Raw genomic sequence first — 24,616 nt, forward strand, 5'->3', positions numbered from 1 at the left:
AACAACATGTTATTTATGAAGAAGATAGTACTACAGCCCTCTCGACTCTGCCATCTCCCAATCTTTAACAATTTTAGTACTGGTCCATAAGAACACGATAATAGAAAGCGCATAAGGCACAATCAAATACAGTAAAGATTGACGAAGCGCTTCAACTTCACCCAACGACGGCACTAACGCTTGGCTTATAATACCGGTAATCGTTGGCCCCCCGCCCAATGCAATTATATTCAGCACAAAGAAAAACAATGCAGTAGACATAGCGCGAACATTGATAGGTGCAAGGGTTTGCGCCATGGCAAAGCTTGGGCCTAAATAGGAACCACTGGTGAAGAGTAAGAACGTCATTAAGCCTACTGACAACCATAAGTCGTTAACTTGAAGCGAAAAATACAACGCTGGTACGCCAATGATTAGCGCAATAGCAGGTAGCAACGCATACGCTTTCTTGTTTTGCTTACCCCATCTATCGGCAATATAACCACCCAGCCATACGCCTATCGCATAAGCAGAGCCATTGATAATACCGAACGCAATAAGCAACTGCGTTATATCTAGCCCTGCAAAGGCACGTACATAATAATCGATGATCCATGTTGAAATGGCGTAGTTACCGAACGAACCAAAAGAAATGCCTAACGCCATTCCCCACCACGTTGGAATCTTCAATAAAGTTTTGAGTGAAGCTGAAACACTGGGCTTTTCAGCGTCATCGGTTTGTACTGACTCGGTGCGTTTTGGCTCTTTTACCGTAAACTTGAGTAGTAGCGCTAGTATTACGCCTGGTAACCCCACACTAATCATTACGGTGCGCCAATCAGCGGAACCGCCTTGTAAGAAGAATGCAGAAGCAAAGAATGCCAACATCACGCCAAACGGAATACCCAATGAGTACACTGCCAATGCGCCAGCACGTTTTTCTTTAGGAAATAGGTCGGAAATAATACTGTGTGATGGTGGGCTACCACCTGCTTCACCAATGCCCACACCTATTCTAGCCAGCGCCAGTTGGGTGTAGTTCATGGCAAGCCCAGAAGCAGCGGTAAATCCACTCCATAGGGTGAGCGAGATAGCAATGATATTCACGCGACTATAACGATCGGCAAGCCACGCAATAGGAATGCCCACCACGGTATAAAGAATGGCGAAATATACCCCCTTTAATAACCCTAACTGCGCGTCATCTAAACCCAAATCAGCTTTAATGAATGGAGAAAGGATACCTATGATCTGTCTATCAATAAAATTAAATGCGTAAACCAGCGTTAGTATCACTAACACATAATTTCTGTAGGCGCGGGACGTATCCGCTTTCTCTACTGGTGCCGTTTGAACCTGACTATGGGCCATATCATTCCCTTTAAATTCAATGAAAACTCAGTCTACGCGGCAGGTTAAAAGATTGACAACTTATTGTTACTTATTTGTAAATATAAAAAGGAATGTTAGCCTAGGCTTTCTGTTAGCTTGAGCTTAAGGTAGGATATTGGCACCCTTACTCATCAGACCAGACAAACACCATGACGGTAGACGAGCTTTTAACTCTTTCTTCATTAGAGGCACTTTCTGAAAATCAGTGGAAAGTAGATAACCTCATTATTCCCAGTAATTGGGCGCAAGGGCGTACAGCATTCGGCGGTATTTCAGCAGGCATGGCGTACAGCGCTATTCGTCAAAAAGTCAGTGAAGAACGCGTGCTGCGTTCATTTACCACTAACTTTGTAGGTCCACTTTCACCAGATACGCCATTTTCAATTGAAGTAACCTTGTTGCGTGAGGGCAAAAACGTTTCTCAATATACCGCTCATGCGAAGCAAAACGGAAAAAGCTGTGTGTTCGTGCAAGCCTGCTTTGGTATTGGCAGAAAATCAGGCATTAAAGTAGAAAACCAAGACACCCATGACATGCCGGTGCCCACCAAAGGCAAGTTCATACCGCAAATTCCAAAGGTTACCCCTAAGTTTTTGCGTCATTTCGATTTAGCCATCGATAAGGGAGGCATTCCCTTCACCCGCAAAAAGACCAGCGTTTACCACGGGCACATGCGTTTTAAAAAGCCACCCGCGAAGATCACAGATGCACACATCATTACCATGATTGATGCTTGGCCGCCCACGCTGTTACAAATGATGAAGTTGCCTGCCCCAGCAAGTACCGTTAGTTGGAATTTAGAATTTATCCACCCGCATAAGCAGGTAGACCCTACAGACTGGTTTGCTTACCAAGCGCATACCCGTCAGGCAGAAGATGGCTATGGGCATACTGAAGCCACTATTTGGGATAAAGACAACGAAGTTGTTGCCATAAGTCGCCAGACCGTGGCAATTTTTGATTAGTTAGAACGTAATTTTTGAACGAGATGCTTGTCTAGAAAGGCATTAATAGTAGATAGTAAAAAGGGGCGTACTGCATAAATGAGTACGCCCTTTTCGTTAATAAAGCATAAACGCGTTAGGGTTGAACAGGGAAATAACTGAAATACACTGCAAGTTGGTAATATCCAATGCATCTTCTAAATCGTCGCGATTAAGCGATAGGCTCTCGTGCAATTCAGGTTTTAAGTTATTGTAGCTAGGATAAATTTCTGAATTCACGTTATCTAAAGCCAAAACGTATGACAACTGCAAGATTTGCTCTTCCACATCAGAAGTGGTGTTTTTGTCGCCGTGTATATTTGCAATAGGCTTATAGATTGTTTCAGGGATACCCCACTCTTTGATGATCCCCGCAGACACGTTCGTAAATGTGTAGCCCAAAACACCAGCTTGTAATTCAGCAGGACTAACTCTTGCGTTGAACGCCTGACAACGTTTCGCGCTATCTGGCAACATGTCTACGACCACCAGCTCACCAATATTATGCAGTAAGCCCGCAACAAATAAGCGTTCCGGCTCTCTGATATTTCGCATTTCAGCAAAATACTTTGCTAACAGACCGCAAGAGACACTTTGCTCCCAAAATTTATCTAAGTCGATAACTTGGCCATCTATTTCTTTGAACGCTTGGCTAACACCAAATGCAAGTGCTAGATCGTACGTAGAGCGCGTACCCACTACTTGTAGCGCTTTAGTAATAGTATCTATTTTATTTGGAAAACGGTACAAGGCCGAATTCGCCACTCTTAATAGCTGTGTCGCTAACGAAGGGTCAAAAGAGATGATGTCTGCAATATCGTCAATATTAGATGCTCCATCATCCATGCACGCTTTTAAACGCGTTACCGAGTCGGGCAGCACAAACAACGTACTCGCGTTACTGATAATATCTTGTAGGGTCATTTAGGTGTACGCTCCTGATATAACCTACTCTATTTAGAAGAGGGTATCTCGCAATCAAGTCTTAAAATAAAACGGTAACTATAAAACATGATTAGCTTTTTCACTACTAGCTACATTATAGCGCGATTATTTAGCCTAGCTAATTAGAATTCATTATCTTTCGTATAGTATGCGATAAATTACATTACATTTTATTCAGTCCCAATAGGGGTTCCCCCTTAAAAGCAGAAGGTTTTAAGCACTTTTATTCGCGATAGAGTTTCATTTTCTTTATTTCCTGCTGTGCTACTATTTCGCGCTTTACACATTTAAGCACAGGTAATCATGTTACAAGGCATGTCACAAGGCATAATGCAGGTTGTAGTCATTGGCTACGTGTGGCCTGAACCCAATTCCTCCGCCGCAGGTCAAAATATGCTGGCCTTAATTAATCAGTTTCTAAGCTACGGCCATAACGTTACTTTTATGACCGCGGCAACAGACAGTATTCATAAAACAGACCTAGATAATATAGGTGTAAGTAGTGAAGCAGTTGCACTTAATTGCAGCAGCTTTAATGAACGAATTGAGAAACTGTCGCCTAACGTGGTTATTTTCGACAGATATATGACCGAAGAGCAATTTTCTTGGCGAGTAAAAGACGCCTGTCCTTCTGCTATCCGCATTTTAAACACCGAAGACCTGCACAGTTTACGACAAGCTAGGCACGATGCCGTTAAAGCACACGATAATGCACTGCGGGCATCCAAAGAAACTGCAGCCTCTCCTGTTGTGGCGCACATTGCCAACGCCGCGAAAGAGGCTGACTACAATACGCCTTTAGCCCAGCGGGAAATTGCTGCTATTTTACGCTGCGACCTTACGTTGGTCATTTCTCGCACAGAGTACGCACTGCTTACCGATTATTACCACGTTCCCGCAAAACAGCTTTATTACCATCCGCTTAATCTCGCGACGGTAACTGACAAGGCTCCAGATTTTGAAAAACGCACCGACATTGTCACTATTGGCAATTTTCGACATGCGCCAAATTGGGATGCCGTCTTGCAGCTAAAGCAAACCGTTTGGCCTGCTATTAGAAAGGTGCTCCCTCAAGCAAATTTACATATTTATGGGGCCTACCCACCTAAAAAGGCAACGCAATTACATAACCCCAAAACTGGATTTTACGTAGATGGCTGGGCTGAAAATGCACACGATGTGATTGCTAACGCTAAGCTTCTTATAGCGCCGCTGCGCTTTGGTGCAGGTATTAAAGGCAAAATACTAGAAGCTATGCGATGTGGTACCCCTACCCTTACAACCTGGGTTGGCGCTGAAGGTATTGCTGAAGAAATGTCCCCCATAACACCATTCGCGGTAAGTTCTTCGTTGAAGAGTACAGAAGCAACAGAGAATAGTGCTACGCAGCCTGCATGGGGAGGCGCAATTTGCGATACCGCAGAAGACTTCGCGAAGCACGCCGCTAGGCTTTACAACAGCGAAGAGAGTTGGTCGTTAGCAAGTAAATTAGGGTTAACCTTGTATCACGGTTTTGAAAATGACAGCGAGAGTGAAACCTTGGCAGAACGAGTTGCCATTATAGCTTCAGATGTAAATGACCATCGCAAGACCTTGTTTTTACAAGGGCTGCTATGGCATCAAACCTTGAATGCGAGTAAATACATGTCGCAGTGGATTGAAGCTAAAAACCAAAACTTATAGCGTATTTAAGCGGCGCAATACACTTAAGATACCATTGCCTCTAGATTGGCTTAAATGGCGCTGCAAATTACACGCGTTCATGTATTGCTCAAAATCGTACGCCTTTCTTTGTTCATCTGAAAGGCTATTTGCTTTTTCTAGTAGTACCGCCAGTACACCTCGAATAATTTTGCTGGGTGAATAGGCTGCAATAACAAGGTCGCTCGAGGGCTGTGAAGGTGTGCACGCTACCCACACTTTACTTTCACAACCCGGTACCAATGAGTCTTCTGTGCGTGCCGACTCAGGTAAAGTCAACAACTGCTTGCCAGCCAGCATTATGGCGCGAGTGGCGCCATCCCAGCCTTTAGCCGTAGCCACGGTTTGCCCCAAAGGCAACAATTGGGTAGATTCTGTCATCGTTATGAGGTTACAGCGTGGTTGTTCATATCAACGTTTTCAGAAAACTGAGCCCAACAGCTAGGCACTAGCATCTGCACTAAATTCTGCGCTTAACTCTTCTGCCGTCATCACTAAATTTTCAGCATCGGCAGAGGTAGGAAACATAACCAATTCCACCCCATTTTTAGTTAAACCAGGTAACCACGTTTCGGTAAACTCATCAAATGGCACTGCCACACATGTACCTGTAATTTGATTTTCGTCCAACCACGCCTGCGCTAAGTTATTGTGAGGAAAAACGGGTAGTCGAGTGATGTCGTTGTCTTCCAGCATGACAAAGCCTTCTGTACCTTGGATTAGCCAAATTTCTTTCGCTTTGGGTACGTAGCTGATCACTAGCATTTGTCGGTCTTCAGCAGACAAATTTTTAGCTTGCGCTAGCACAGTATCATTCAGGGTGGCTGTTACAGTATCTGGAAACACAAAAAATTACCTTATATTTAAGAGGCGCCGATAAGAGGCGCTAAGTATACCCTTTGCAAGCTTCTCCGCCAAATAGCAAAGCCTCTTTAATCTTGTAAATTCAAGTTGAAAACATTCCCTACGGCTAATATTATTGCGAGCAGTTTTGTGTAGTGTTGCCTAAGTCTTAAGCTGAGGGTTCAAAACGCACTCCAAATGCTTCTTGTATGTTAGCAATCTGCATTTCATGGTAGTACATTACATCTGCCTTTCTTTCAAAAAACGCAAAGCTTAAAACTTCATGCAGAACTTATTTAGCGACCTAAAAGCAAAAACTTACAACAAACATGACGAGCTAGAACAAAGCACGCCTTTTGCGCTTTTTCATAATATGGTGGGGTGTAACGACAGTGAAGCTCATGAAGCTCACCGGGGAAATTACCTTAATGTGCTTTGCGTTATGCGAGAATTCCACCAACGTTGCACGTTAGTCATTAACGATGCGACTGAGAAATACCCTACTCTTCAGGCTTTAGCAAATCAGTTTGAAACCCAAGCAGTGATAACGGCGCTTAATAACGACTTAGCAGAGCTAAATTCAATCAGCGCACAATGTACTAGTGAATTACAAAACGTTGACTTACCTAATTTTGAAACTCCACTTTCTGCTACCATTTCTGCGATGTATGTATGGTTAGGCTCATCGATGGGCGCCAATATTATTAGCCGTAGGCTTGAAAAGGCGGGGTTCGGTTTTCCTACACATTACTACCAATCCATGGCAAAACAGGCCAAAGCTTGGCCCGAATTTAAGCAAGAAGTAGTACGTATATTACCCCTAATAATTGAAGGGCCGGATGTTGAGAACCAAAACAGTGAAACGTTAAGCGTGGCTATTATCAACGATGCGAACCTTTGGTTTGATCATCTTATATCGCTAGGAAAAAGTACAAATTTGCCACCACAAACGTTAAGTTAAACCCAGCATTCTGTTAATATTCATTAATTCGTTTTTTTAAGAAGTTCTTATGAAAGTAATCTCATTTAATATCAATGGTATTCGTGCCCGCCTTCACCAACTTCAAGCATTAATAGATGCACATCAGCCTGACATTATTGGCCTACAGGAAATAAAAGTTCATAACGAACAGTTTCCTGTTGAAGCAGTTGAAGCGATGGGTTACCACGTTTATTTCCATGGTCAGAAGAGCCATTACGGCGTTGCTTTTCTAGCAAAAAAAGAGCCTGAGTCTGTGCTTATGGGCTTTCCCACTGATGAAGAAGATGCGCAGCGTCGCATGATTATTTTGAAAACCACTGACAACGACGGCCAGCCAGTAACGGTATTAAATGGTTACTTCCCACAAGGCGAAAACGAAAAGCACGAAACCAAATACCCCGCAAAACGTAAGTTCTATAAAGATTTAATGACTTATCTAGACACCCACCATACTCCAGATGAAAATGTCATTGTGATGGGCGATGTGAACATCTCTCATACCGATTTAGATATTGGCATTGGCGAAGAAAACAAAAAACGCTGGTTGCGCACGGGCAAGTGTAGCTTTTTACCCGAAGAAAGAGTGTGGTTGAACACACTAATGGATTGGGGATTTGAAGACAGCTTTAGAACCTTGAACCCTGACACTACCGACAGGTACTCGTGGTTCGATTATCGTTCAAAAGGTTTTAATGATAATCGTGGTCTTCGTATTGATCTTATTCTGGCTACCCCTTCTATGCATAAACGATTGAGTGATGCCGGAATAGACTATGAACTTCGCGGCATTGAAAAGCCGTCAGATCATGCGCCTATTTGGGCTACTTACAGTAAATAAGAAATCGACAGTAGATAAATAACGGAGAGTACGTGACAACGCTACAGTGGCTTGGCCTAGCTTTATATTGTTTAACCCTAGTTGGCGTTATTAAACAAATTTCTGTTGTAGGCCTAATGGGTGATAAACACCAACAGCACCTGTTGTTTGGTAGCGCTGCCGCATTGTTCGCTTTTTGGATCTTCAAAGTGGGAATTTTTGAAGGGCTAGATGTACATTTTGTAGGTTTGAGTGTGGTCACACTTATGCTCGGCTTTCGTTACGCCATTCTGGCAGGCACCCTCGCGTTATTGGGTGCTACCGCCGCTGGTTTTGCACAGTGGCACACCTTAGGTGTAAATGGCGTATTAGGGGTTATGCTGCCTGTCGCGGTAACCTACTTGGTATATTTAGTGTCTTTTCACCATTTACCCCGCCAGCTGTTCGTTTATATTTTTGTGTGCGCTTTCTTTCCAGGCGCACTCAGCATTGCTCTTAAAACCGGCGCACTTGCGGGTTATTATTTTGTTGATGGCATTTATACGTGGGATGTTATTTACGATAATTTTGTACTTCTCATTCCACTTTTGGTCTTTCCAGAAGCCTTACTCAACGGAATGGCCATCACCCTACTTGTTATCTATCAACCCACTTGGGTTTACACCTTCCACGATAAGTTTTATTTCGATAACTAAGCAATAACTAAACAAGACACCCATGTTTTTCGTCTCACCATTAACGAGACACCCATCATTTGCACTCAAGTAAATTACATGGACACCCACGTTTGTAACCCGAGCGTTATGAAGACACCCACCTTTAAACCTTGATGAATTATCTGGACACCCACCCTAATTCATAAACTCCTTACGGAGACACCAACTCCTTACGGAGACACCCATGTTTTTTCAAATCCAGATTTATGAAGACACCCACGTTTGCAGCCTTAAATATAACCAAGAGCATCCACCTTATAGTGATAAGCATAAAGATGGGTGTCTTGATAATAGAATGTCGAAATAACATGGGTGTCTTGATAAGAGAATGTCGAAATAACATGGGTGTCTCGATAAGAGGGTGACGAAATAACATGGGTGTCTTGATAATAGAATGTCGAAATAACGTGGGTGTCTCAATAAATGCATTGATAAAAGCTAGGCATAAAAAAACCGCCTGGTTGGCGGTTTTAGAATGGGTGTCTTTGTAAAAGCTAGCGTGTTGCGCTTACTTTTTGTCGAATAAGATATCCATAACGTCGGCTAGTTCGCCTTTGCCTTCACGAATTTCTTCTTCGCTTAACCCAGCGATTTCGTGTGGGAACACTAACCATTCGTCACTTTCGTTAACGTAGTAGTCAGGCACGATGTCAGTAGTGTTGTTCTGAGGCTTGTACCAAGGGCATGCAATACGAATATCTTTTGGCATATTCAAACGCATTAGTTTGCGAATTTGCTGAATAAGCGCATCAACACTGCGGCCCGAATCAAAAACATCATCAACAATAAGTAGCTTATGTTCAGCGTCAGCGTTTTCCACTAAGTAGTGTAAACCGTGAACACGAATTTCTTTAGATTGCTTATTAATGCCATAGTAAGAAGAAGTACGCACCGCAATGTGGTCGGTAGAATAGTCTTTAAACTCAAAAAATTCTTGTACCGCTATGCCGATAGGTGCACCACCGCGCCAAATACCAATGATGAAATCGGGGCGAAACCCGTCATCATACACCTTTGCTGCTAAACGAAAGGAATCCTGAAGCAACGCTTGCGAGGTGATAAAATTCTTGTTCATGACGTCTCACTGGCCGAAATTTAAAGACCGCGATTATAGTGAATTTTGCCGCAATTTGCACGGCAATTTCACTAACTTATTCGTTTTGAAGTGCTTGCGAAGGTTGGGTTTTCATGGCACGCCTAGCAGGGTAAATACTCGCTACAATACAAAGCAACAATGAAAACAGGGTCACAAAAACTATTTGCAGCCAGTGCATATCAATCGGTAACCCCTGCCCATCTGACGACAACGCAATAGGCACATTCAGTAAACTCATGACGGGGTTTAGTAGTAAAGTAATCACCACACCAGCCACCAATCCAATACCCGCGCCTTTCACGCCATTAAACAATCCGTTTAAAACAAATACCGTCATAATGGTGCCAGGCAGCATACCTTGGGTTTGCAGTACTGCAATGTCGCCTTGTTTTTCAGACACCACCATCACTAACGATGAAACCAAATTAAACGCTGCCACGGCTATAATTAATAGCAGCATTAAGAACATCATATTCTTTTCCATTTTTACCGCATCGAACAAAGGGCCTTGGCGCTCACGCCACGTACGTACAGGCAAATCAGCCTCAACAATAGGCTTTAGCGTGTCTTGATACAAAAAAGCATCGTCTAAAAATAATCGAGTAGCTGTATTCTTGCCTGAAACATCTCGCAGTAATCGATTCACATCATCAAGCTGCATATAAATAACTTTGTCATCCATTTGCGAGCCCATATCGAATACACCCGAAATAGTGACCAACCGTTGGCTTGGCATTCTACCAAATGGTGTGTAAACACTAGCGCCAGCCACCATCACCCGAAGTTTGTCGCCAGCGCGCACATTCAACTGTATAGACAACGCCCTGCCAATAATAGCGTTATAGCTACCTGCCGTTAAACTTGCAAAATCGCCCTGCTGCATTTCGTGAGCAACCATGGTGTGCTGCACCATGCTGTCTGCTTGCACACCATGTAATTGTACACCTCGTAAATCGGAACGAGATTGCACTACCGCTTCAGCTTCTCTAAACGGCATGCTTGCCACCACATTGGGCAAGCCCATTACAAAGCTATCTTCAACAGGGGCATTAATTTCAATATGCGGCACTATGCCCAAAATACGCTGCTTTAACTGGGCTTCAAAGCCGTTCATTACCGAAAGCACAATAATAAGCGCCGTTAGGCCAAGTGCAATACCGGCTACCGAAAAGCGATTGATAAAGGAAACAAAGCTATTTTGGCTAGACGACTGCGCCGGGCCAGATTTCGCATACCGATAAGCAATAAAAGCGGGAAGAGGAAAATACATAATGCGCGCTTAGTCCAAAGGTGTGATGACGGGGCAATCTCAAAATAGTAAAGTGCGTATACTACGTGTAAGCTACTGGCCGTACAAGATAAGTGGCGGGAGATATGATGGAAAACCTAAGCCTAGAAGAAAAAAAAGCCCAGTTCGATGAGTATTTCTCTATTCAGCACAACGTTAACATTAACGTGAAGCCACTTGCTGAAAGTGAATCCGTACCTTCTGAAGCGGGTTTAGAGCAAGCCATGCCCTATGCTTTTCGCGTAGCGAGCGAAATGGCAAGTATTGAAGCTCAAGCACTTCGCCCGTTGCGCCATTTAAGCGACCATGCTGAATCGTTGGCGGAATACTTAAATCACCAAGCTCGTAAAATAGATTTGATGATGTCATTTATTTTGCACCAGCAAGATGAACCAGATCATCGTTTTAGCACAATAAAGCTCGGTGGCGGGGGCGTAATTATTAAAAGCTCAACCGCCATGAACATCGGCAGCCAAGCTGAACTCAAATTATTTCTTGATACTGAAGCGGCCGCTATATTTTGCTACGGGGAAGTTATTACTTGCGAGAACGTCGAGGATGACTACCATATAGCTTTTGTTTTCAATAGCATCCGAGAGCAAGATCAAGAATTGCTTGTTCGAGCCAGCTTGCATTTGCAAACGCAGCAATTGAAAAAACGCGCGCAAGACAAGGCTTCCGGAGCCTGACGCTATAATAAAAGCCAGCAACACACTTAAACCGAATAAGTAGTTTATAGGACGACATGACAGCAACTCTTTTATCTTTGCCTTTGCCGACCCAGAAAAAATCCGCCTCTGTGCAAGACCACAAGCAATGGGGTCAGTTACAAGGCAGCAGCGCCGCACTGTGCATTACTCAAGCACAAGCCCAATACAATGGCCCTATTGTGCTGGTGACCGCCGACACTCCATCGGCGCTAAAACTAGAAAAAGAGCTGGCGTTCTTTATGCCTGGCGGCGCCTCTGGTGATAAAAGCGGTGAAACCAACGTACCTATTACAGTGTTCCCCGATTGGGAAACCCTGCCCTACGATTCGTTTTCGCCGCATCAAGATATTGTCTCGCAGCGCTTAGAAACCTTGTACCGCTTCACCCAGCAGGTAAATGGCATTTTCATTGTGCCAGTAAACACGTTAATGCAACGTTTGGCACCTACCGATTACCTCGCTAAGTACCTGTTGATGCTGAACAAGGGAGACACCCTTGATAGAGACCAATTCAGACGCAACTTAGAACAAGCGGGCTATTTGCACGTTAGCCAGGTGATGAGCCACAGTGAATTTTCGGTGCGCGGTAGTATTATCGATTTATTCCCCATGGGCAGCGACAAGCCGTTTCGTATTGATTTGTTCGATGACGAAGTAGACTCTATTCGCTTTTTCGATACCGAAACCCAGCGCTCTGGCGATACGGTTGAAAAAATAAAGTTGCTACCAGCACGGGAATTCCCCACCGATAAAGAATCTATCACCCTTTTCCGTCAGCGCTTTTTAGAAAAGTTCGATGCAAACAACGCCTCAGAATCGGTGTTTTCTCAAGTAACTAAAGGCACCATGCCTAGTGGTGTGGAATATTACTTGCCGTTGTTTTTTGATAAAACCGCTACCTTATTCGATTACCTACACCCTAAAAGTGTGCTGTTATTACATGGTGATGTACAAGATGCCAGCGAGTTTTTCTGGGCAGACATTCAAGAGCGTTACGAACAGCACAGATACAACCCAGCAAGGCCATTGCTGCCACCTGAAGATTTATTTTTACCAAAAAATACCTTGTTTGGTGAAATTAAACAGTGGCCGCGGGTAACTTTGACCAAAGACGTGATTGAAGAAAAGCCGGGCAGCTTTAACTTAGGCTGCGACAAGCTTGACGACATTGCTATTAACACCCAAAAGAAAGTACCGGCAGAACAATTAATTGCCACGGTGAACAATGCCAAAAAGCGCGGTGCCAAGGTACTGTTTTGCGCTGAAACCCAAGGCCGCCGTGAAGGGCTACTTACCGTTTTACAAAAGGCGGGTATCAAGCCTAAAGCGGCTGAATCGTTCAATACCTTTGTTAGTGCCAGCGACAACATCGGTATTACCGTGGGCATGGTTGAAAATAGCTTTAACTGGCGAAGTGACAGTGGCGAACTGCTATTTATCACCGAAACCGAGCTATTAGGTCATAAGGTAAGCCAACGCAGACGCCGAGACAAACGCTCCGCCACTGACGAAAGTGCCATTATTCGTAACTTGGCCGAGCTAACCACCGGCCAGCCCGTGGTACATTTAGATCATGGTGTAGGCCGTTATATTGGCATGCAAACTCTTGATGCTGGCGGTGTAACCACCGAATACTTATGCATTGAATACGCCAAACAAGCTAAGCTGTATGTGCCTGTAGCGTCGTTACACTTTATTTCTCGTTATACCGGCGGCGATGCCGATCATGCACCGCTTAACTCGTTAGGCTCTGATGCATGGAGCAAAGCAAAACAAAAAGCGGCTGAAAAAGTACGCGACGTTGCCGCAGAACTGCTTGATGTATACGCCCGACGCGCCGCTAAACCCGGCTTTGCGTACAACATTGAATGGGACGAATATCAAAAGTTCGCCGACAGCTTCCCGTTTGAAGAAACGCCAGACCAAGCCCAAGCCATTGCTGCCGTTATTCACGACATGGGCAGCCCGCACGCAATGGATAGACTGGTATGTGGCGACGTAGGCTTCGGTAAAACAGAAGTGGCCATGCGCGCAGCATTTTTAGCTGCAAACCAAGGCAAACAAGTCGCTATTTTGGTGCCCACCACCCTACTTGCCCAACAGCATCACGAAAACTTTAAAGATCGCTTTGCCGCATGGCCGTTTGAAATTGAAGTGATGAGCCGCTTTATTAGCGCCAAGGGCCAGAAAGAAACCATGCAGCGCCTTAGCGAAGGCAAAGTAGACATTGTAGTAGGTACGCACAAGCTATTGTCGAACGATATTAAATTCAAAGATTTAGGCTTGCTGATCATCGATGAAGAGCACCGTTTCGGGGTTCGCCAAAAAGAGAAGCTAAAATCGCTGCGTGCCGACGTAGATATTCTTACCCTTACCGCTACGCCAATTCCTCGAACGTTGAATATGGCCATGTCGGGCATGCGTGATTTATCGATAATCGCCACTGCGCCAGCAAGACGCTTATCGATTAAAACCTTTGTGCAGCAACGTAACAAGGCCACTATTCGCGAAGCGATAATGCGGGAAATTTTACGTGGTGGGCAGGTTTATTTCCTTCATAACGAAGTAGATACCATTGCCAGAACCGCTGAAGAAATTGCCGAAATTGTACCTGAAGCACGAATTGCCATGGGCCACGGCCAAATGCGCGAACGTGAACTAGAAGGTGTGATGAGCGACTTCTACCACCAGCGCTACAACGTGTTGGTATGTACCACCATCATTGAAACCGGCATTGATGTGCCAAGCGCCAATACCATTATTATGGACAGAGCCGATCATTTAGGCCTTGCCCAATTGCACCAATTGCGTGGCCGTGTGGGTCGTTCACACCACCAGGCTTACGCGTACTTGCTTACTCCGCACCCTAAACGCATGACCAAAGATGCGGCGAAGCGATTAGACGCCATATCGAAATTGGAAGACTTGGGTGCAGGCTTTGCGCTAGCAACCCACGACCTTGAAATTCGTGGTGCAGGTGAATTATTAGGCGACGACCAATCTGGGCAAATTGCCAGCATAGGTTTCAGCCTTTACATGGACATGCTAGATAGAGCGGTAACATCGCTGAAAGAAGGTAAAGAGCCTTCGCTAGACGATGCCATGGCAGGCCACACCGAAGTAGAGCTTCGCATTCCTGCCCTACTGCCAGATGACTATATTGCCGATGTAAACACCAGGCTTTCGCTATACAAACGCTTAGCCAGTTGTAAAAATCAAGACGACATAGACGAATTCCAAGTAGAATGTATCGACCGCTTTGGTTTATTACCAGAACCGGCGAAAAACTTAGTAGAAGTAGCGGAAATAAAAATAAAAGCAGAAGCCATAGGCGTGCTTAAAGTAGACTTGTCATCACAAGGCGGTACCATAGAGTTTACAGATACCACCAAGGTTGACCCTGGCTATATTATTAAGCTGGTACAAACCAAGCCAAATACCTTCAAATTTGAAGGCAGCCAGAAACTACGATTAGTAAAACAGACTGATACTGCAAAAGCGCGTATTGCGTTTATTAGCGATATCATTGCCGACCTTGCAAAGGAGTCGCGATAACATGAGGTTTTTTCGTTGGAGCCCACTACTTGCTGTATTGGCTTCTACCCCGTTGTTGGCAAATGACGACTGGTGGTTCGATGTTGAAGTTATTGTTTTTGAAAGAAAGGTGGCAATGTCTGCCCTTGAAGAACAGTTCGATTTAGCTGATTCATTAGCCGTTCCGGCTACCGATGCCGATGTAATAGGCGCGGTTATTACCCCCGACATTAGCATGCTAAAACAAGGCATTGCGGTTTGTGGTGAAAACAATGCGCTTGAGTGGCCAGAATTCGATTATTTTGCCAGTGCGTCAAGTGAGACGGATGCGCAAGCAACAAATCAGACATCAAAAGTAATATCTGAAGAAACCAATTCATATCAACTTCAGTCTACTCAAACCAACTTTGCCAATGAGCTGGGCTCCCAATCATTAATGGGCACCCAGGCTTTAACCGACACGTTATCAAATGACGATTTATCAGATAACGGCTTATCGGCAGAAGAAATAGCCGGTTATTGGATAGAGTTTCTAGGTTTAGATGAAACAGAAACCGTTACGGTACCTAACCAGCCGTATTGCGTAGTGCAAAAGCCTTGGTTGAGCTATTACGACAGTAAATGGCATATTCATCGCCCAGACAACCGCTTACCAGCGCCTAAAGAGCTGCCCATTACCCCTGAAGGGAGCGATTGGCCATACGCCAGCCATGCCCATTTATTAACGAAGAACGCACAAGAAATGGCGTCTTTATCGCGCCAAATTAGACAAAACCGCGATCTCACTCGCTTATTACACGTTACTTGGCGTCAGCCTGTAAAATTCGGTAAAGACGATGCATTCAACGTTCGCCTTTTTGCCGGCAACAACTTTTCAGATGAATTTGACCAAGACGGCGTTCAGCGCCCGCCGCAGCCACCACTACGCTTTGGCAACACTGCGTCAATCTCTGGCAGCTCTGGTTCAAACGGCTTTGATGAAAACAGCTCTGGTTCAAACAGCTCTGGTTCAAACGGCTTTGACGAAAACAGCTATCAAAATTTAGAAGATAAAATCCAAAGTCTAGACGCTACAACCAGTGGCACCAGTGGCGTTAGCGGCATTAGTGAAACTAACGGTTTAAATGAAAACCAAGGTAATAGCCAGCCATTTGGGCTGAATGCCACCAGCACTGAAACTATAACAAGCGACTTCTTTTACGATTTAGATGCGCGGCTTGCTAGTCCAGCGCCCATCTTATTTAAAGATTTACTAGCGTTAGATAACGCCGATGTTATCGACGACGCTGACGAAAGTAATATAAGTGCAGCATTTCGTGCGCCTATTTGGAAAGTAGACGGCAACATGAAAGTATTTTTGAAATACATTAACCGTGTGCCTTATTTGCATATCGATAGTGAGCTTTTCTATCGCCAGCCTATTCCTGTTGAAGGGCAAGCGGCAGCCAGCTCATCAAGCTCTATTATTAGCGCAAGCAGCAATGAAGATGCCAACGCTACGCCAGAATATCAATTGGTGTCGTTGCCCTTTAGCGAACAGCGCCGGGTAATCAGCAACCAGCTTCATTACTTTGATCACCCCTTATTTGGCATGGTGGTACAAATTCGTCGTTACAAACGCCCAAGCGCACCTGAAGAGTAAGAACAAGGATTAATACCAGCATGAAAATTTATACCCGCTCGGGCGACAAAGGCAGTACGCAAATATATGCCGATAAGCCAGTAAGAGTAGAAAAAGATGATGCGGTAGTACAAAGCTACGGTGATATCGATGAACTTAACAGCCACTTGGGGCTATTGGCTTCAATGGTAGCCGTGCATTTGAAAGAAGACATTTACACCATACAGCGCAACCTGTTTCAGGCAGGTTTTGCTATTTCAGCTAGCTCTACCCTAACGCAAGACGATGTTGTTAAGCTTGAAAGTGATATTGATAAGATGACAGCCACACTGGGCCCGCAAACTACCTTTGTACTACCTGGCGGCAGTAAAGCGGCTGCCCAAAGCCATGTATGCCGTGCGGTATGCCGACGAGCCGAGCGGGCTGTTATAGTGCTTACCAAGCACTACGATGTACCTGCCGTAGTGCCTGCTTACTTAAACCGGTTGTCTGACTACTTGTTTACCTTCGCACGCTTCTTAAATGCCGAAGCCGGTTTTGATGAAGTGGCCGTATAAACACGGCTAACGCTTCACGGCATTCAGGTAAGTGAAATTTACGCTAACTAAGCGCTAACTAAACGCTAACTAAACGCTAATAAATAGTCGCTAAATAGCGCTTTCCTGTACAGATAAGAAAACTAAGTTCGCGTTAACAGCACACCAGCGGTTACCACAAACGCCACAATAATATTTAGTACTACGCCCTCGCGCACCATGGTTTTCACCGTAAGTTCACCACTGCTATACACAATGGCGTTTACGGGTGTTGCCACCGGCATCATAAACGCGCAGCTTGCACTAATGGCTGCTGGCATCATGAGAATAAGCGGGTCTACATCTATAGCCACCGCCGCGCTGGCTAAAATGGGCATTAATAAGGTAGCAGTAGCCGTATTTGATGTAATTTCTGTTACAAAGCTTACCGACAAGCACAGCACTAACACCAATAAGAACAAGGGTAACACCGCTAAGCCCGTTAATCCCTGCCCTAGTAATTCACTTAAGCCCGACGCAGTAAACGCTTGGGCCAAACAAATGCCCCCAGCAAACACCAACAGCATTCCCCATGGAATTTGCTGCGCGGTATTCCAGTCAAGTAAGCAACCTTGTTTGCTGCCAGAAGGAGTAACTTCACGCTCGCCATTGGGAATAACACACATTAGTACCACACCCGCTAAGGCTATGGTGCTGTCTCCCACGAAGTCCATACCGAACCACGCTGTCCAATAAGGCCTAAATACCCACGCCATCGCCACTAAAGTAAAGACTAACAGCACCCGTGCTTCTGCGCTTCGCCAAGGGCCAACATCGGGAAGCCCACCGGTTTTCACTCCCTTTAAATGCCGAGTTAACCACAACGCCATTAAGGGCAATGCTACCAATACAATAGGCACTCCGGTTTTCATCCAGTCAATAAAACTAATTTCTGTGCCCGTAGCTTGCTGGTACACACTCATAAAAATAATATTAGGTGGCGTACCAATAGGCGTACCTACACCGCCCACACTAGCAGCGTAAGCAATACCCAGTAACACGGCTACACCCAGTTTAGGTGAATTAGATGCATGAATAATGGCAAGCGCAATAGGAAGCAGCATAAGCGTGGTGGCGGTATTTGAAATCCACATGCTTAATATGGCCGAGGTAAACATAAAGCCAAATACCAGCCTGCGGGCACTGTTCGCACCGGTTAGCCGAATAAGGTACACCGCTAAACGTTGATGAACGCCAGATTTTTCTAGCGATTTAGACAACATAAAAGCGCCCATCAGTAACAAGATAACGTGGTTACCCAATGCCGATGCTGCGTCTTGATAGCTAATAACCCCCGCCATAGGAAAGGCGAAGAAAGGAATGAGTGCGGGCAGCGCAATGTGTAGCGCTTCGGTAACCCACAACATGGCCACCAGCACAGTAATGGCCGCACTAATGGCCATAATATGTGACAGGCCTGAAAACAACAGCACTCCATACAGAGCAACTGCGCTAACGAAGGATATTATTATTAGTTTCGGTTTAACCGATTCCATAGCGCGACAACACCTTTAATGCGTTTTTATAAGCTGCACTGGCATGCACAACTGCTTTGCGCCCGTAAAGTGAGGTTAAAGCCTCGAAAGAGTCTGTTGAATGGGGCAGCGCATCTAAAATAGATTCCGCCCCTTTCGGGTTATTACATGCCAATACCATATGGCAACCTGCTGATAATGCAGCCATGGCACGATCGACATAATTGCCGGCAACACTGGCACCGTGCATAGACAGGTCATCAGAGAACACGGCACCGTTAAAACCCAAGTCTTGCTTTAATATTTTTTGTAACCAGTGCTCGGAAAAGCCGGCTGGCTTGCTATCAACTTGAGAATAAATAACGTGCGCTGGCATTACACCATCTAGCAACTGTTTAGAAATTAATCTTTCAAAAACAACCATATCAGTTTGTTTAATTTCTTCAAGCGGTCTTTCGTCTACAGGTAACGCCACGTGAGAATCTGGGGCCACACTGCCATGCCCAGGAAAGTGCTTTCCAATGGCTGGCATATTGGCAACCTGTAAACCTTCAATTAGCGCCGAGGCTAAGGGGATCACCTTTTCTGCGGTTTCAGCGAAGGCTCTGTCGCCAATCACTTTCGATACCCCGTTAATATCAAGCACAGGGGCAAAACTAAAATCGATGTCTATCTGTTTTAGCTCATGAGCCATAATGGTACCGCAGGCTTTAGCTAGTTCTAGCGTGGCATCGTTGACTATTGTCTCTTCTGCTTCTGGCTCTATTTCCAGTAAATCTGCCCAGTCGATATCTTTTCCTGCCGCTTTCGCCTGTACCAACCCGGATAACTTACCCATAGCAGGTAACTTGGTAAAACCTTCACGAAAGCGTTGAACCCTGCCCCCTTCGTGATCGACCGCTATTAATAAAGGCTTTTTGGCACTTTCTCGAATTTCTTTTACTAACTGAGTAAGTTGCTCGCGATCGTGATAATTACGGCTAAATAGTATGACGCCGCCCACCACAGGATGTGCTAATTTTTCTCTCTCTTCAGGCAATAAACGCTCTGTCTGACAATCAAGCATTAACGGGCCCATAGTGTTTCTCGCAAACGTGTCATAAAACATCACTTCAAATTTGTAGATAGTGTGGTTAGGATAGAGAAAAAAATGGAGTAATACACGTGTTAAATTGGATTAAGTGGTTGGTTTTAGGTGCAATTGCATTAGTCGTTTTAGCACTAGGTGGCGTGTATATGGCGTTGCACCTAAGTTTACCTACATTAGACGGCAATCATACCACGTCTCGTATTACTGCGCCCGCTACCCTCGCCCGCGACAATATGGGCCATGCGGTAATAAATGCACAAGACAAATTCGATGCCGCATATGCCCTAGGCTTTGCCCACGGCCAAGACCGCTTCTTTCAAATGGACTTACAACGAAGAAGTGCATCGGGCCGCTTATCAGAATGGGTAGGCGATGTGGCGCTAGAGATAGATAAAAACGCCCGCTTTCACCAGTTTTCAAAACGCGCTGTAAAAGTTTTCGACAGCCTACCATTAACGCAAAAGCAGTTGCTGGTAAGTTACTCTCATGGCGTAAATGCTGCGCTAGACGAATATACCGTGCCCCCCTTCGAATACATTGCAGCCGGGTTAACACTATCACCTTGGCAACCCACCGACAGTATTTTGGTGGCCTACAGCATGTATTTAGATTTACAAGGCGGGCAAATTGAAATTGATTTGGCGCGCACCGCACTAAAAGAAACCTACGGCACGCCGTTATATAACTTCATTACCCAGCCCAGCCGTTATCAAGCCGCTTTGGATGGCAGCGAGCTGGCGCTTTATCACGCCGACGTACCGCCCTACCCTGTATTACCAGAGCCTGTATTACCAGAGCCTGTATTACCAGAGCCTTTAGTACCAGAGCCCGCTTTAACAGAGCCAGCTTCTCCTGATTCTACCCCGTCTGAGTCTAGCCCTTCTGAGCAGGCCCCAAAACATAGTGACGGCATTGATGATTCGGCCCCCCCAATTACCGCAAAAATAGCACTGCAGTCTTACAACGCTGAAGAGCTGCCTGATATAGGCAGCAATAACTGGGCGGTTACCGGAAACCTTACGGCAACAGGAAGCGGTTTACTGGCTAACGACATGCACCTAGGTTTGCGTGTACCTATTATTTGGTATCGCACACAGCTGAATTATAAAGACACGCCCCGCGCCCCCGTAAGCGAAGGGTATGATAGCCTTGCTGTATCAGGCATAAACTCATCAGTGGCTAACGTGTCGGTAACAGGGGTGTCACTGCCTGGATTACCTGGCGTAATAGTTGGCACAAACAACAAGGTAGCGTGGGGCTTCACGAATGCCAATCTAGATAACCTTGATTGGATAGCCCTTGCCGACGACACGCCTACCCATATGGTAGATGAAGTAATAGTAAGCAAAGAGGTATCGCATACCTATACCCTAGCGCTTAGCGAGTACGGCCCGGTAAAACTCGTTAACGGTAAGCGTTACGCATTAAACTGGGTGGCACATCACCCTTTTGCAGTAAACCTTGCCATTGTTGATATGGGCACCGCGAATACCGTAGACGATGCTATCGCCGTAGGCAAAGAGATTGCCATTCCTACCCAGAATATGGTGATAGTTGATGATGCTGGTAGCGCTGCATGGTTACCCGGCGGCGCAGTAATGAACAGAGAGCAAGCTTCGTTTACCGCCGTTGATGAAAGTACCGTTGCGCCAATAGCCCCTTCACGCACGACTAACCTTCCGGTAGTAAAAAACCCAAGCAGCAACAGAATATGGACCGCCAATGCGCGGGTAATTTCCGCCAATGACATAGCAAGACTGGGTGATGGTGGTTATGCCCTTGGTGCCAGAGGCCAGCAAATAAGAGATCGCTTATTTGAAAAAGACACCTTTAACGAAAACGACTTTTACGCCATTCAGTTAGACAACCACGCGCAATTTTTGCTGCCGTGGCAGCAGCTGCTATCGGGTTTGTTATTAAACGATAATATTGAATTTAAGGCCGACCTTGCCTATTTGCGTAAATGGGGTGAGTGCGCGTGCGAAGACTCTGTAGGTTACACGCTAGTAAAGCATTTTCGTAAAGAGGTGGTAAGCCAACTGTTTGGTAAAATACTGTCTAGCATTGATGACCAAGGCGTACAAAGCCGTTCGTTACTTCGCGGCATCGAGCCTGCGGTATGGCAACTCATTCACACTCAGCCAGATAGCTGGCTACCCGAAGGCACTGAATCTTTCGATGATCTACTGGTTGATGCCTATCGCCGTGCCAAACACACGCTATTAGATGAGCACTCCCCTATTGAAGCCAATATGGAAGACTTACGTTGGGGCAGTGTAAATGCACTTACGGTAAAGCATCCGTTTGCCGCGCAAATTCCTTTTGTAGGGCATAAGCTGAATATGGATACTGTTGAAGGTTTTGGGGATACTTATATGCCAGCCGTTCAATCATCGACGTTCGGCGCATCAGAACGCTTTTTTGTTAGCCCAGGTCATTTAGATGACGCCATTCTAACGCTGCCTGGGGCTCAATCAGGCCACCCGCTATCACCCTTTTTTAAAGCGGGCTTTAGCGACTACGCCACACAAGCCGCTACCCCGTTACTGCCAAGTGAACTTATTCACTTACGACAATGGTACCCAAAGGACGAAGGATAAAGGGCAAAAGAAAGAAGGAAAAAGGATAACGCGATGACTCCTGCTATTACTCTGTTAAAGAAAAAGCGTATTGCGCATACTATTTTAAAGTACGACCACGACAGCAAGGCGCCCTCTTATGGTTTAGAAGCCGCCGATAAGCTAAGTCTTAACCCAAGTGCAGTATTCAAAACCTTGGTGGTGTGCGATGAAACTAATAAATTAGCCGTAGCGCTGGTGCCCGTAAACACCACACTAAGCGAAAAAAAGCTGGCAAAGGTACTTAGGGTTAAAAAAATTACCATGGCACCTAGCGACACCGTGGTTGCCAGTACCGGCTATTTATTAGGTGGAGTAAGCCCATTAGGGCAGAAAAAACGCCTAGCAACTGTGTTGCATGAAAGCGCATTAGCACACGAGATGATTTACGTAAGTGCAGGTAAGCGGGGTTTAGAACTAGAAATACCCCCGCAACGCATCATTAACTTAACGCAAGCTAAGACCGCTCAGATTGCCGCCGACTAGCAAAGTAAAACAATAAGCTTATTGTTATACGTAATTTGTCAGAATAATTTTTTAACATCGCGGTAAAAGTTTTCATGAGAGCCAAGTGCTATCAATTCAAGTATTACAGTGCCATCCTCGTAGCTGTAGCCGAGTAAGGTTAACTGTTTAACCATCTTGAACTTGTACACGCGAAGAAAGGCTAGGTCGCCTTTTTTTTGCTCTCCTAGTAGAGGATCGTCCATCAGTTCCTTTACAGCTTTATCCAAGTCTTTTTTTGGTTCTGATGTAACTTCTTTACTGCTCTCTTGAAATTAGCTGTCTGTAAAACACTGGAAATCTTAGCCAAAATCGTAAGGCTCTAACTTTCCTGCCTCTTTTTCCGCTTTGGAAATAATTGCCTGTTTTACGAATTCGTATGGTAAATCAGGATTATCTTCCATCATTTCGCCTATCTTTGCCCAATGCTCAATCTGTTTTGGCATAGTTCGGTTTAATGCTTTTCCCATAATGGTCGCTTTCTCAACTAAATTCTGGTCTAGTCTTACGCTCGCTGTTGCCATAACATGCCTCCTAATAGTTCACCATAACATTGTAGCAATGCGCTACAATTGTAGCAAATTGCGCATAACAAACGCATTAACACTCGCTGCGCTTCGCTTGGTATTTTAGCCTACGTATTTTTGCCCGTTATGCGGGTGTTAATGACATTACGCTTATCGTTTATTTTTTAGGTCTACTTGCTTTGGGTTCAATTTCTTTGGCTTTACTTTTTATTTGATTGGGGCTCATCTATGGTCAGCGATAACGAATCACCTTCGGCACGTGCCAGCCAGCGTTGTTTAGCTTCGTTCAACGCCGCGTCACTTGGCGGGTTAGTGCCCGACAAAGCTTGTGCCATTTGAACAATAATCGCATCGCGTTTTTCAAGCAAAGCTTCAGTACGTTCGAACAAGTCGTACGCCTCTGGGTATTCATCTTTTAAATTACCCATATCTTCCAGCGCATAATAACGCGCTTCAAACGCTTCGTTAAACAACTGACGCTTAGCGTTAAACACTACATAATCATAGGCTTGCTGCGAATCTAAATATTCAATGTGAGTTTGCGCTAAATGGCCGGCTTCAGCCACCACTTGCGCTTGTTCCATCCACTGATTAATGGCGTCTTTATCGCCGTTTTTAACCGCTTCTTTCACCCCAGCTTGTAAGTCGCTGGCGTGCAGAATTTCCATTAGGGTAATAACAGGAACTTGTGCCGACGCTTGATCGCGCTGATCAGTATCTTCCGCCAAATAAACAAACCAACCCGCAATGGCAAAAACAATACACGTGAAAACAGCAACAATAATCAGAAGCGCTTTAACCACACTTTCCTCCAGACAAAATGAAATGAAACGCAGTAACAAGGTTACTGGTTTTTAATAGGCAATACAAAAAAGAGCGAGTTACCCCGCTCTTTTATCAGTATTGTAACGACCGGTAGATTACTGGTCGATAGGCGAAGAGTTTTCTACGCGACTCTTCAATTTCTGACCCGGGCGGAAAGTTACCACCCGACGCGCTTTAATTGGAATGTCTTCACCGGTTTTAGGGTTCCGGCCCGGACGTTCGTTTTTATCACGCAAGTCGAAGTTGCCAAAACCTGACAGTTTTACTTGCTCACCAGCTTCTAAAGCGCCTTTTATCTCTTCGAAAAAAAGCTCTACCAGATCTTTAGCATCACGCTTGTTAATGCCTAACTTTTCGAATAGGTGTTCAGCCATCTCGGCTTTGGTCAATGCCATA

Annotated in this window: 23 protein-coding genes; 11 read left to right on the forward strand and 12 right to left on the reverse strand. The window is 45.1% G+C overall.

What is annotated here, in order from left to right:
- Positions 1–30: 30 nt before the first annotated feature.
- The gene (locus tag AMBT_RS10115) at positions 31–1,350 is read right to left on the reverse strand and encodes a spinster family MFS transporter (protein ID WP_013784528.1); all 1,320 of its coding nucleotides are present in this window, start codon (positions 1,348–1,350) and stop codon (positions 31–33) included.
- 170 nt (positions 1,351–1,520) lie between these two features.
- Here AMBT_RS10115 and AMBT_RS10120 point away from each other — a divergent pair, with 170 nt between their 5' ends.
- Complete coding sequence (locus AMBT_RS10120) at positions 1,521–2,336, forward strand: acyl-CoA thioesterase (protein ID WP_013784529.1); 816 nt, start codon at positions 1,521–1,523, stop codon at positions 2,334–2,336.
- A 96-nt stretch (positions 2,337–2,432) separates the two neighbouring features.
- Here the strand turns inward: AMBT_RS10120 and AMBT_RS10125 are convergent, their stop codons facing one another.
- Positions 2,433–3,278 (reverse strand): HDOD domain-containing protein, encoded by an 846-nt coding sequence (locus tag AMBT_RS10125; protein ID WP_013784530.1) that lies wholly within the window; start codon positions 3,276–3,278, stop codon positions 2,433–2,435.
- Positions 3,279–3,602: 324 nt separating this feature from the next.
- Here AMBT_RS10125 and AMBT_RS10130 point away from each other — a divergent pair, with 324 nt between their 5' ends.
- A complete protein-coding gene (locus AMBT_RS10130; protein ID WP_013784531.1) occupies positions 3,603–4,982 on the forward strand; it encodes a glycosyltransferase in 1,380 nt (459 codons plus the stop codon).
- Here the strand turns inward: AMBT_RS10130 and AMBT_RS10135 are convergent.
- Positions 4,977–5,381, reverse strand: coding sequence for a SufE family protein (locus AMBT_RS10135; RefSeq protein ID WP_013784532.1), 405 nt, complete (start codon positions 5,379–5,381; stop codon positions 4,977–4,979). The genes AMBT_RS10130 and AMBT_RS10135 overlap by 6 nt on opposite strands.
- 60 nt (positions 5,382–5,441) lie before the next feature.
- Positions 5,442–5,846, reverse strand: coding sequence for a DUF2750 domain-containing protein (locus AMBT_RS10140; RefSeq protein ID WP_013784533.1), 405 nt, complete (start codon positions 5,844–5,846; stop codon positions 5,442–5,444).
- Between the two features lie 280 nt (positions 5,847–6,126).
- Between AMBT_RS10140 and AMBT_RS10145 the strand changes: the two genes are divergently transcribed.
- From AMBT_RS10145 to AMBT_RS10155, 3 genes are read left to right on the forward strand one after another with little or no spacing between them, the layout of a single operon-like run.
- Entirely contained in the window at positions 6,127–6,804 is a 678-nt protein-coding gene (locus tag AMBT_RS10145) for a heme oxygenase-like domain-containing protein (protein ID WP_013784534.1), read from the forward strand.
- 49 nt (positions 6,805–6,853) lie between these two features.
- Positions 6,854–7,663, forward strand: a complete 810-nt coding sequence (xthA, locus tag AMBT_RS10150) for an exodeoxyribonuclease III (RefSeq protein WP_013784535.1) — start codon at positions 6,854–6,856, stop codon at positions 7,661–7,663.
- Positions 7,664–7,695: 32 nt separating this feature from the next.
- Positions 7,696–8,337, forward strand: coding sequence for an energy-coupling factor ABC transporter permease (locus AMBT_RS10155; RefSeq protein WP_013784536.1), 642 nt, complete (start codon positions 7,696–7,698; stop codon positions 8,335–8,337).
- A 529-nt stretch (positions 8,338–8,866) separates the two neighbouring features.
- Here the strand turns inward: AMBT_RS10155 and AMBT_RS10160 are convergent.
- Both AMBT_RS10160 and AMBT_RS10165 read right to left on the reverse strand, forming a co-directional pair.
- Complete coding sequence (locus tag AMBT_RS10160) at positions 8,867–9,433, reverse strand: phosphoribosyltransferase (RefSeq protein ID WP_013784537.1); 567 nt, start codon at positions 9,431–9,433, stop codon at positions 8,867–8,869.
- A gap of 76 nt (positions 9,434–9,509) precedes the next feature.
- A complete protein-coding gene (locus tag AMBT_RS10165; RefSeq protein ID WP_013784538.1) occupies positions 9,510–10,724 on the reverse strand; it encodes a lipoprotein-releasing ABC transporter permease subunit in 1,215 nt (404 codons plus the stop codon).
- A gap of 107 nt (positions 10,725–10,831) precedes the next feature.
- Between AMBT_RS10165 and AMBT_RS10170 the strand changes: the two genes are divergently transcribed.
- Genes AMBT_RS10170 through AMBT_RS10185 form a run of 4 tightly spaced genes read left to right on the forward strand, consistent with a single transcriptional unit; the run spans position 10,832 to position 17,163 of the window.
- Positions 10,832–11,431 (forward strand): PilZ domain-containing protein, encoded by a 600-nt coding sequence (locus tag AMBT_RS10170; protein ID WP_013784539.1) that lies wholly within the window; start codon positions 10,832–10,834, stop codon positions 11,429–11,431.
- A 56-nt stretch (positions 11,432–11,487) separates the two neighbouring features.
- Positions 11,488–15,006, forward strand: a complete 3,519-nt coding sequence (gene mfd, locus AMBT_RS10175) for a transcription-repair coupling factor (protein WP_013784540.1) — start codon at positions 11,488–11,490, stop codon at positions 15,004–15,006.
- Between the two features lies 1 nt (position 15,007).
- A complete protein-coding gene (locus AMBT_RS10180) occupies positions 15,008–16,627 on the forward strand; it encodes a CsiV family protein (RefSeq protein ID WP_013784541.1) in 1,620 nt (539 codons plus the stop codon).
- A 20-nt stretch (positions 16,628–16,647) separates the two neighbouring features.
- Complete coding sequence (locus AMBT_RS10185) at positions 16,648–17,163, forward strand: cob(I)yrinic acid a,c-diamide adenosyltransferase (protein ID WP_013784542.1); 516 nt, start codon at positions 16,648–16,650, stop codon at positions 17,161–17,163.
- A gap of 122 nt (positions 17,164–17,285) precedes the next feature.
- On the opposite strand, the gene AMBT_RS10190 is transcribed toward AMBT_RS10185, so the two are convergent.
- Both AMBT_RS10190 and nagZ read right to left on the reverse strand, forming a co-directional pair.
- Positions 17,286–18,677, reverse strand: coding sequence for an SLC13 family permease (locus tag AMBT_RS10190; protein ID WP_013784543.1), 1,392 nt, complete (start codon positions 18,675–18,677; stop codon positions 17,286–17,288).
- Positions 18,664–19,722 (reverse strand): beta-N-acetylhexosaminidase, encoded by a 1,059-nt coding sequence (nagZ, locus tag AMBT_RS10195; RefSeq protein ID WP_041452921.1) that lies wholly within the window; start codon positions 19,720–19,722, stop codon positions 18,664–18,666. Before nagZ ends, AMBT_RS10190 begins: the two co-directional genes overlap by 14 nt.
- Positions 19,723–19,820: 98 nt before the next feature.
- On the opposite strand from nagZ, the gene AMBT_RS10200 reads away from it, so the two are divergent.
- Both AMBT_RS10200 and ybaK read left to right on the forward strand, forming a co-directional pair.
- Positions 19,821–22,346, forward strand: a complete 2,526-nt coding sequence (locus tag AMBT_RS10200) for a penicillin acylase family protein (protein ID WP_013784545.1) — start codon at positions 19,821–19,823, stop codon at positions 22,344–22,346.
- A gap of 33 nt (positions 22,347–22,379) precedes the next feature.
- The gene (ybaK, locus tag AMBT_RS10205; protein WP_013784546.1) at positions 22,380–22,850 is read left to right on the forward strand and encodes a Cys-tRNA(Pro) deacylase; all 471 of its coding nucleotides are present in this window, start codon (positions 22,380–22,382) and stop codon (positions 22,848–22,850) included.
- 38 nt (positions 22,851–22,888) lie between these two features.
- On the opposite strand, the gene AMBT_RS22935 is transcribed toward ybaK, so the two are convergent.
- From AMBT_RS22935 to ihfA, 4 genes are all read right to left on the reverse strand, one after another.
- Positions 22,889–23,098: a type II toxin-antitoxin system RelE/ParE family toxin gene (locus AMBT_RS22935; RefSeq protein ID WP_335328948.1), complete on the reverse strand. Its 210-nt coding sequence runs from the start codon at positions 23,096–23,098 to the stop codon at positions 22,889–22,891.
- A gap of 72 nt (positions 23,099–23,170) precedes the next feature.
- A complete protein-coding gene (locus AMBT_RS10215) occupies positions 23,171–23,392 on the reverse strand; it encodes a TA system antitoxin ParD family protein (protein WP_013784548.1) in 222 nt (73 codons plus the stop codon).
- Between the two features lie 203 nt (positions 23,393–23,595).
- Complete coding sequence (locus AMBT_RS10220; protein WP_013784549.1) at positions 23,596–24,198, reverse strand: hypothetical protein; 603 nt, start codon at positions 24,196–24,198, stop codon at positions 23,596–23,598.
- 117 nt (positions 24,199–24,315) lie between these two features.
- Complete coding sequence (gene ihfA / locus AMBT_RS10225; protein WP_013784550.1) at positions 24,316–24,615, reverse strand: integration host factor subunit alpha; 300 nt, start codon at positions 24,613–24,615, stop codon at positions 24,316–24,318.
- Position 24,616 lies beyond the last annotated feature (1 nt).

This window comes from Alteromonas naphthalenivorans, assembly GCF_000213655.1.
Taxonomy (GTDB): Bacteria; Pseudomonadota; Gammaproteobacteria; order Enterobacterales; family Alteromonadaceae; genus Alteromonas; species Alteromonas naphthalenivorans.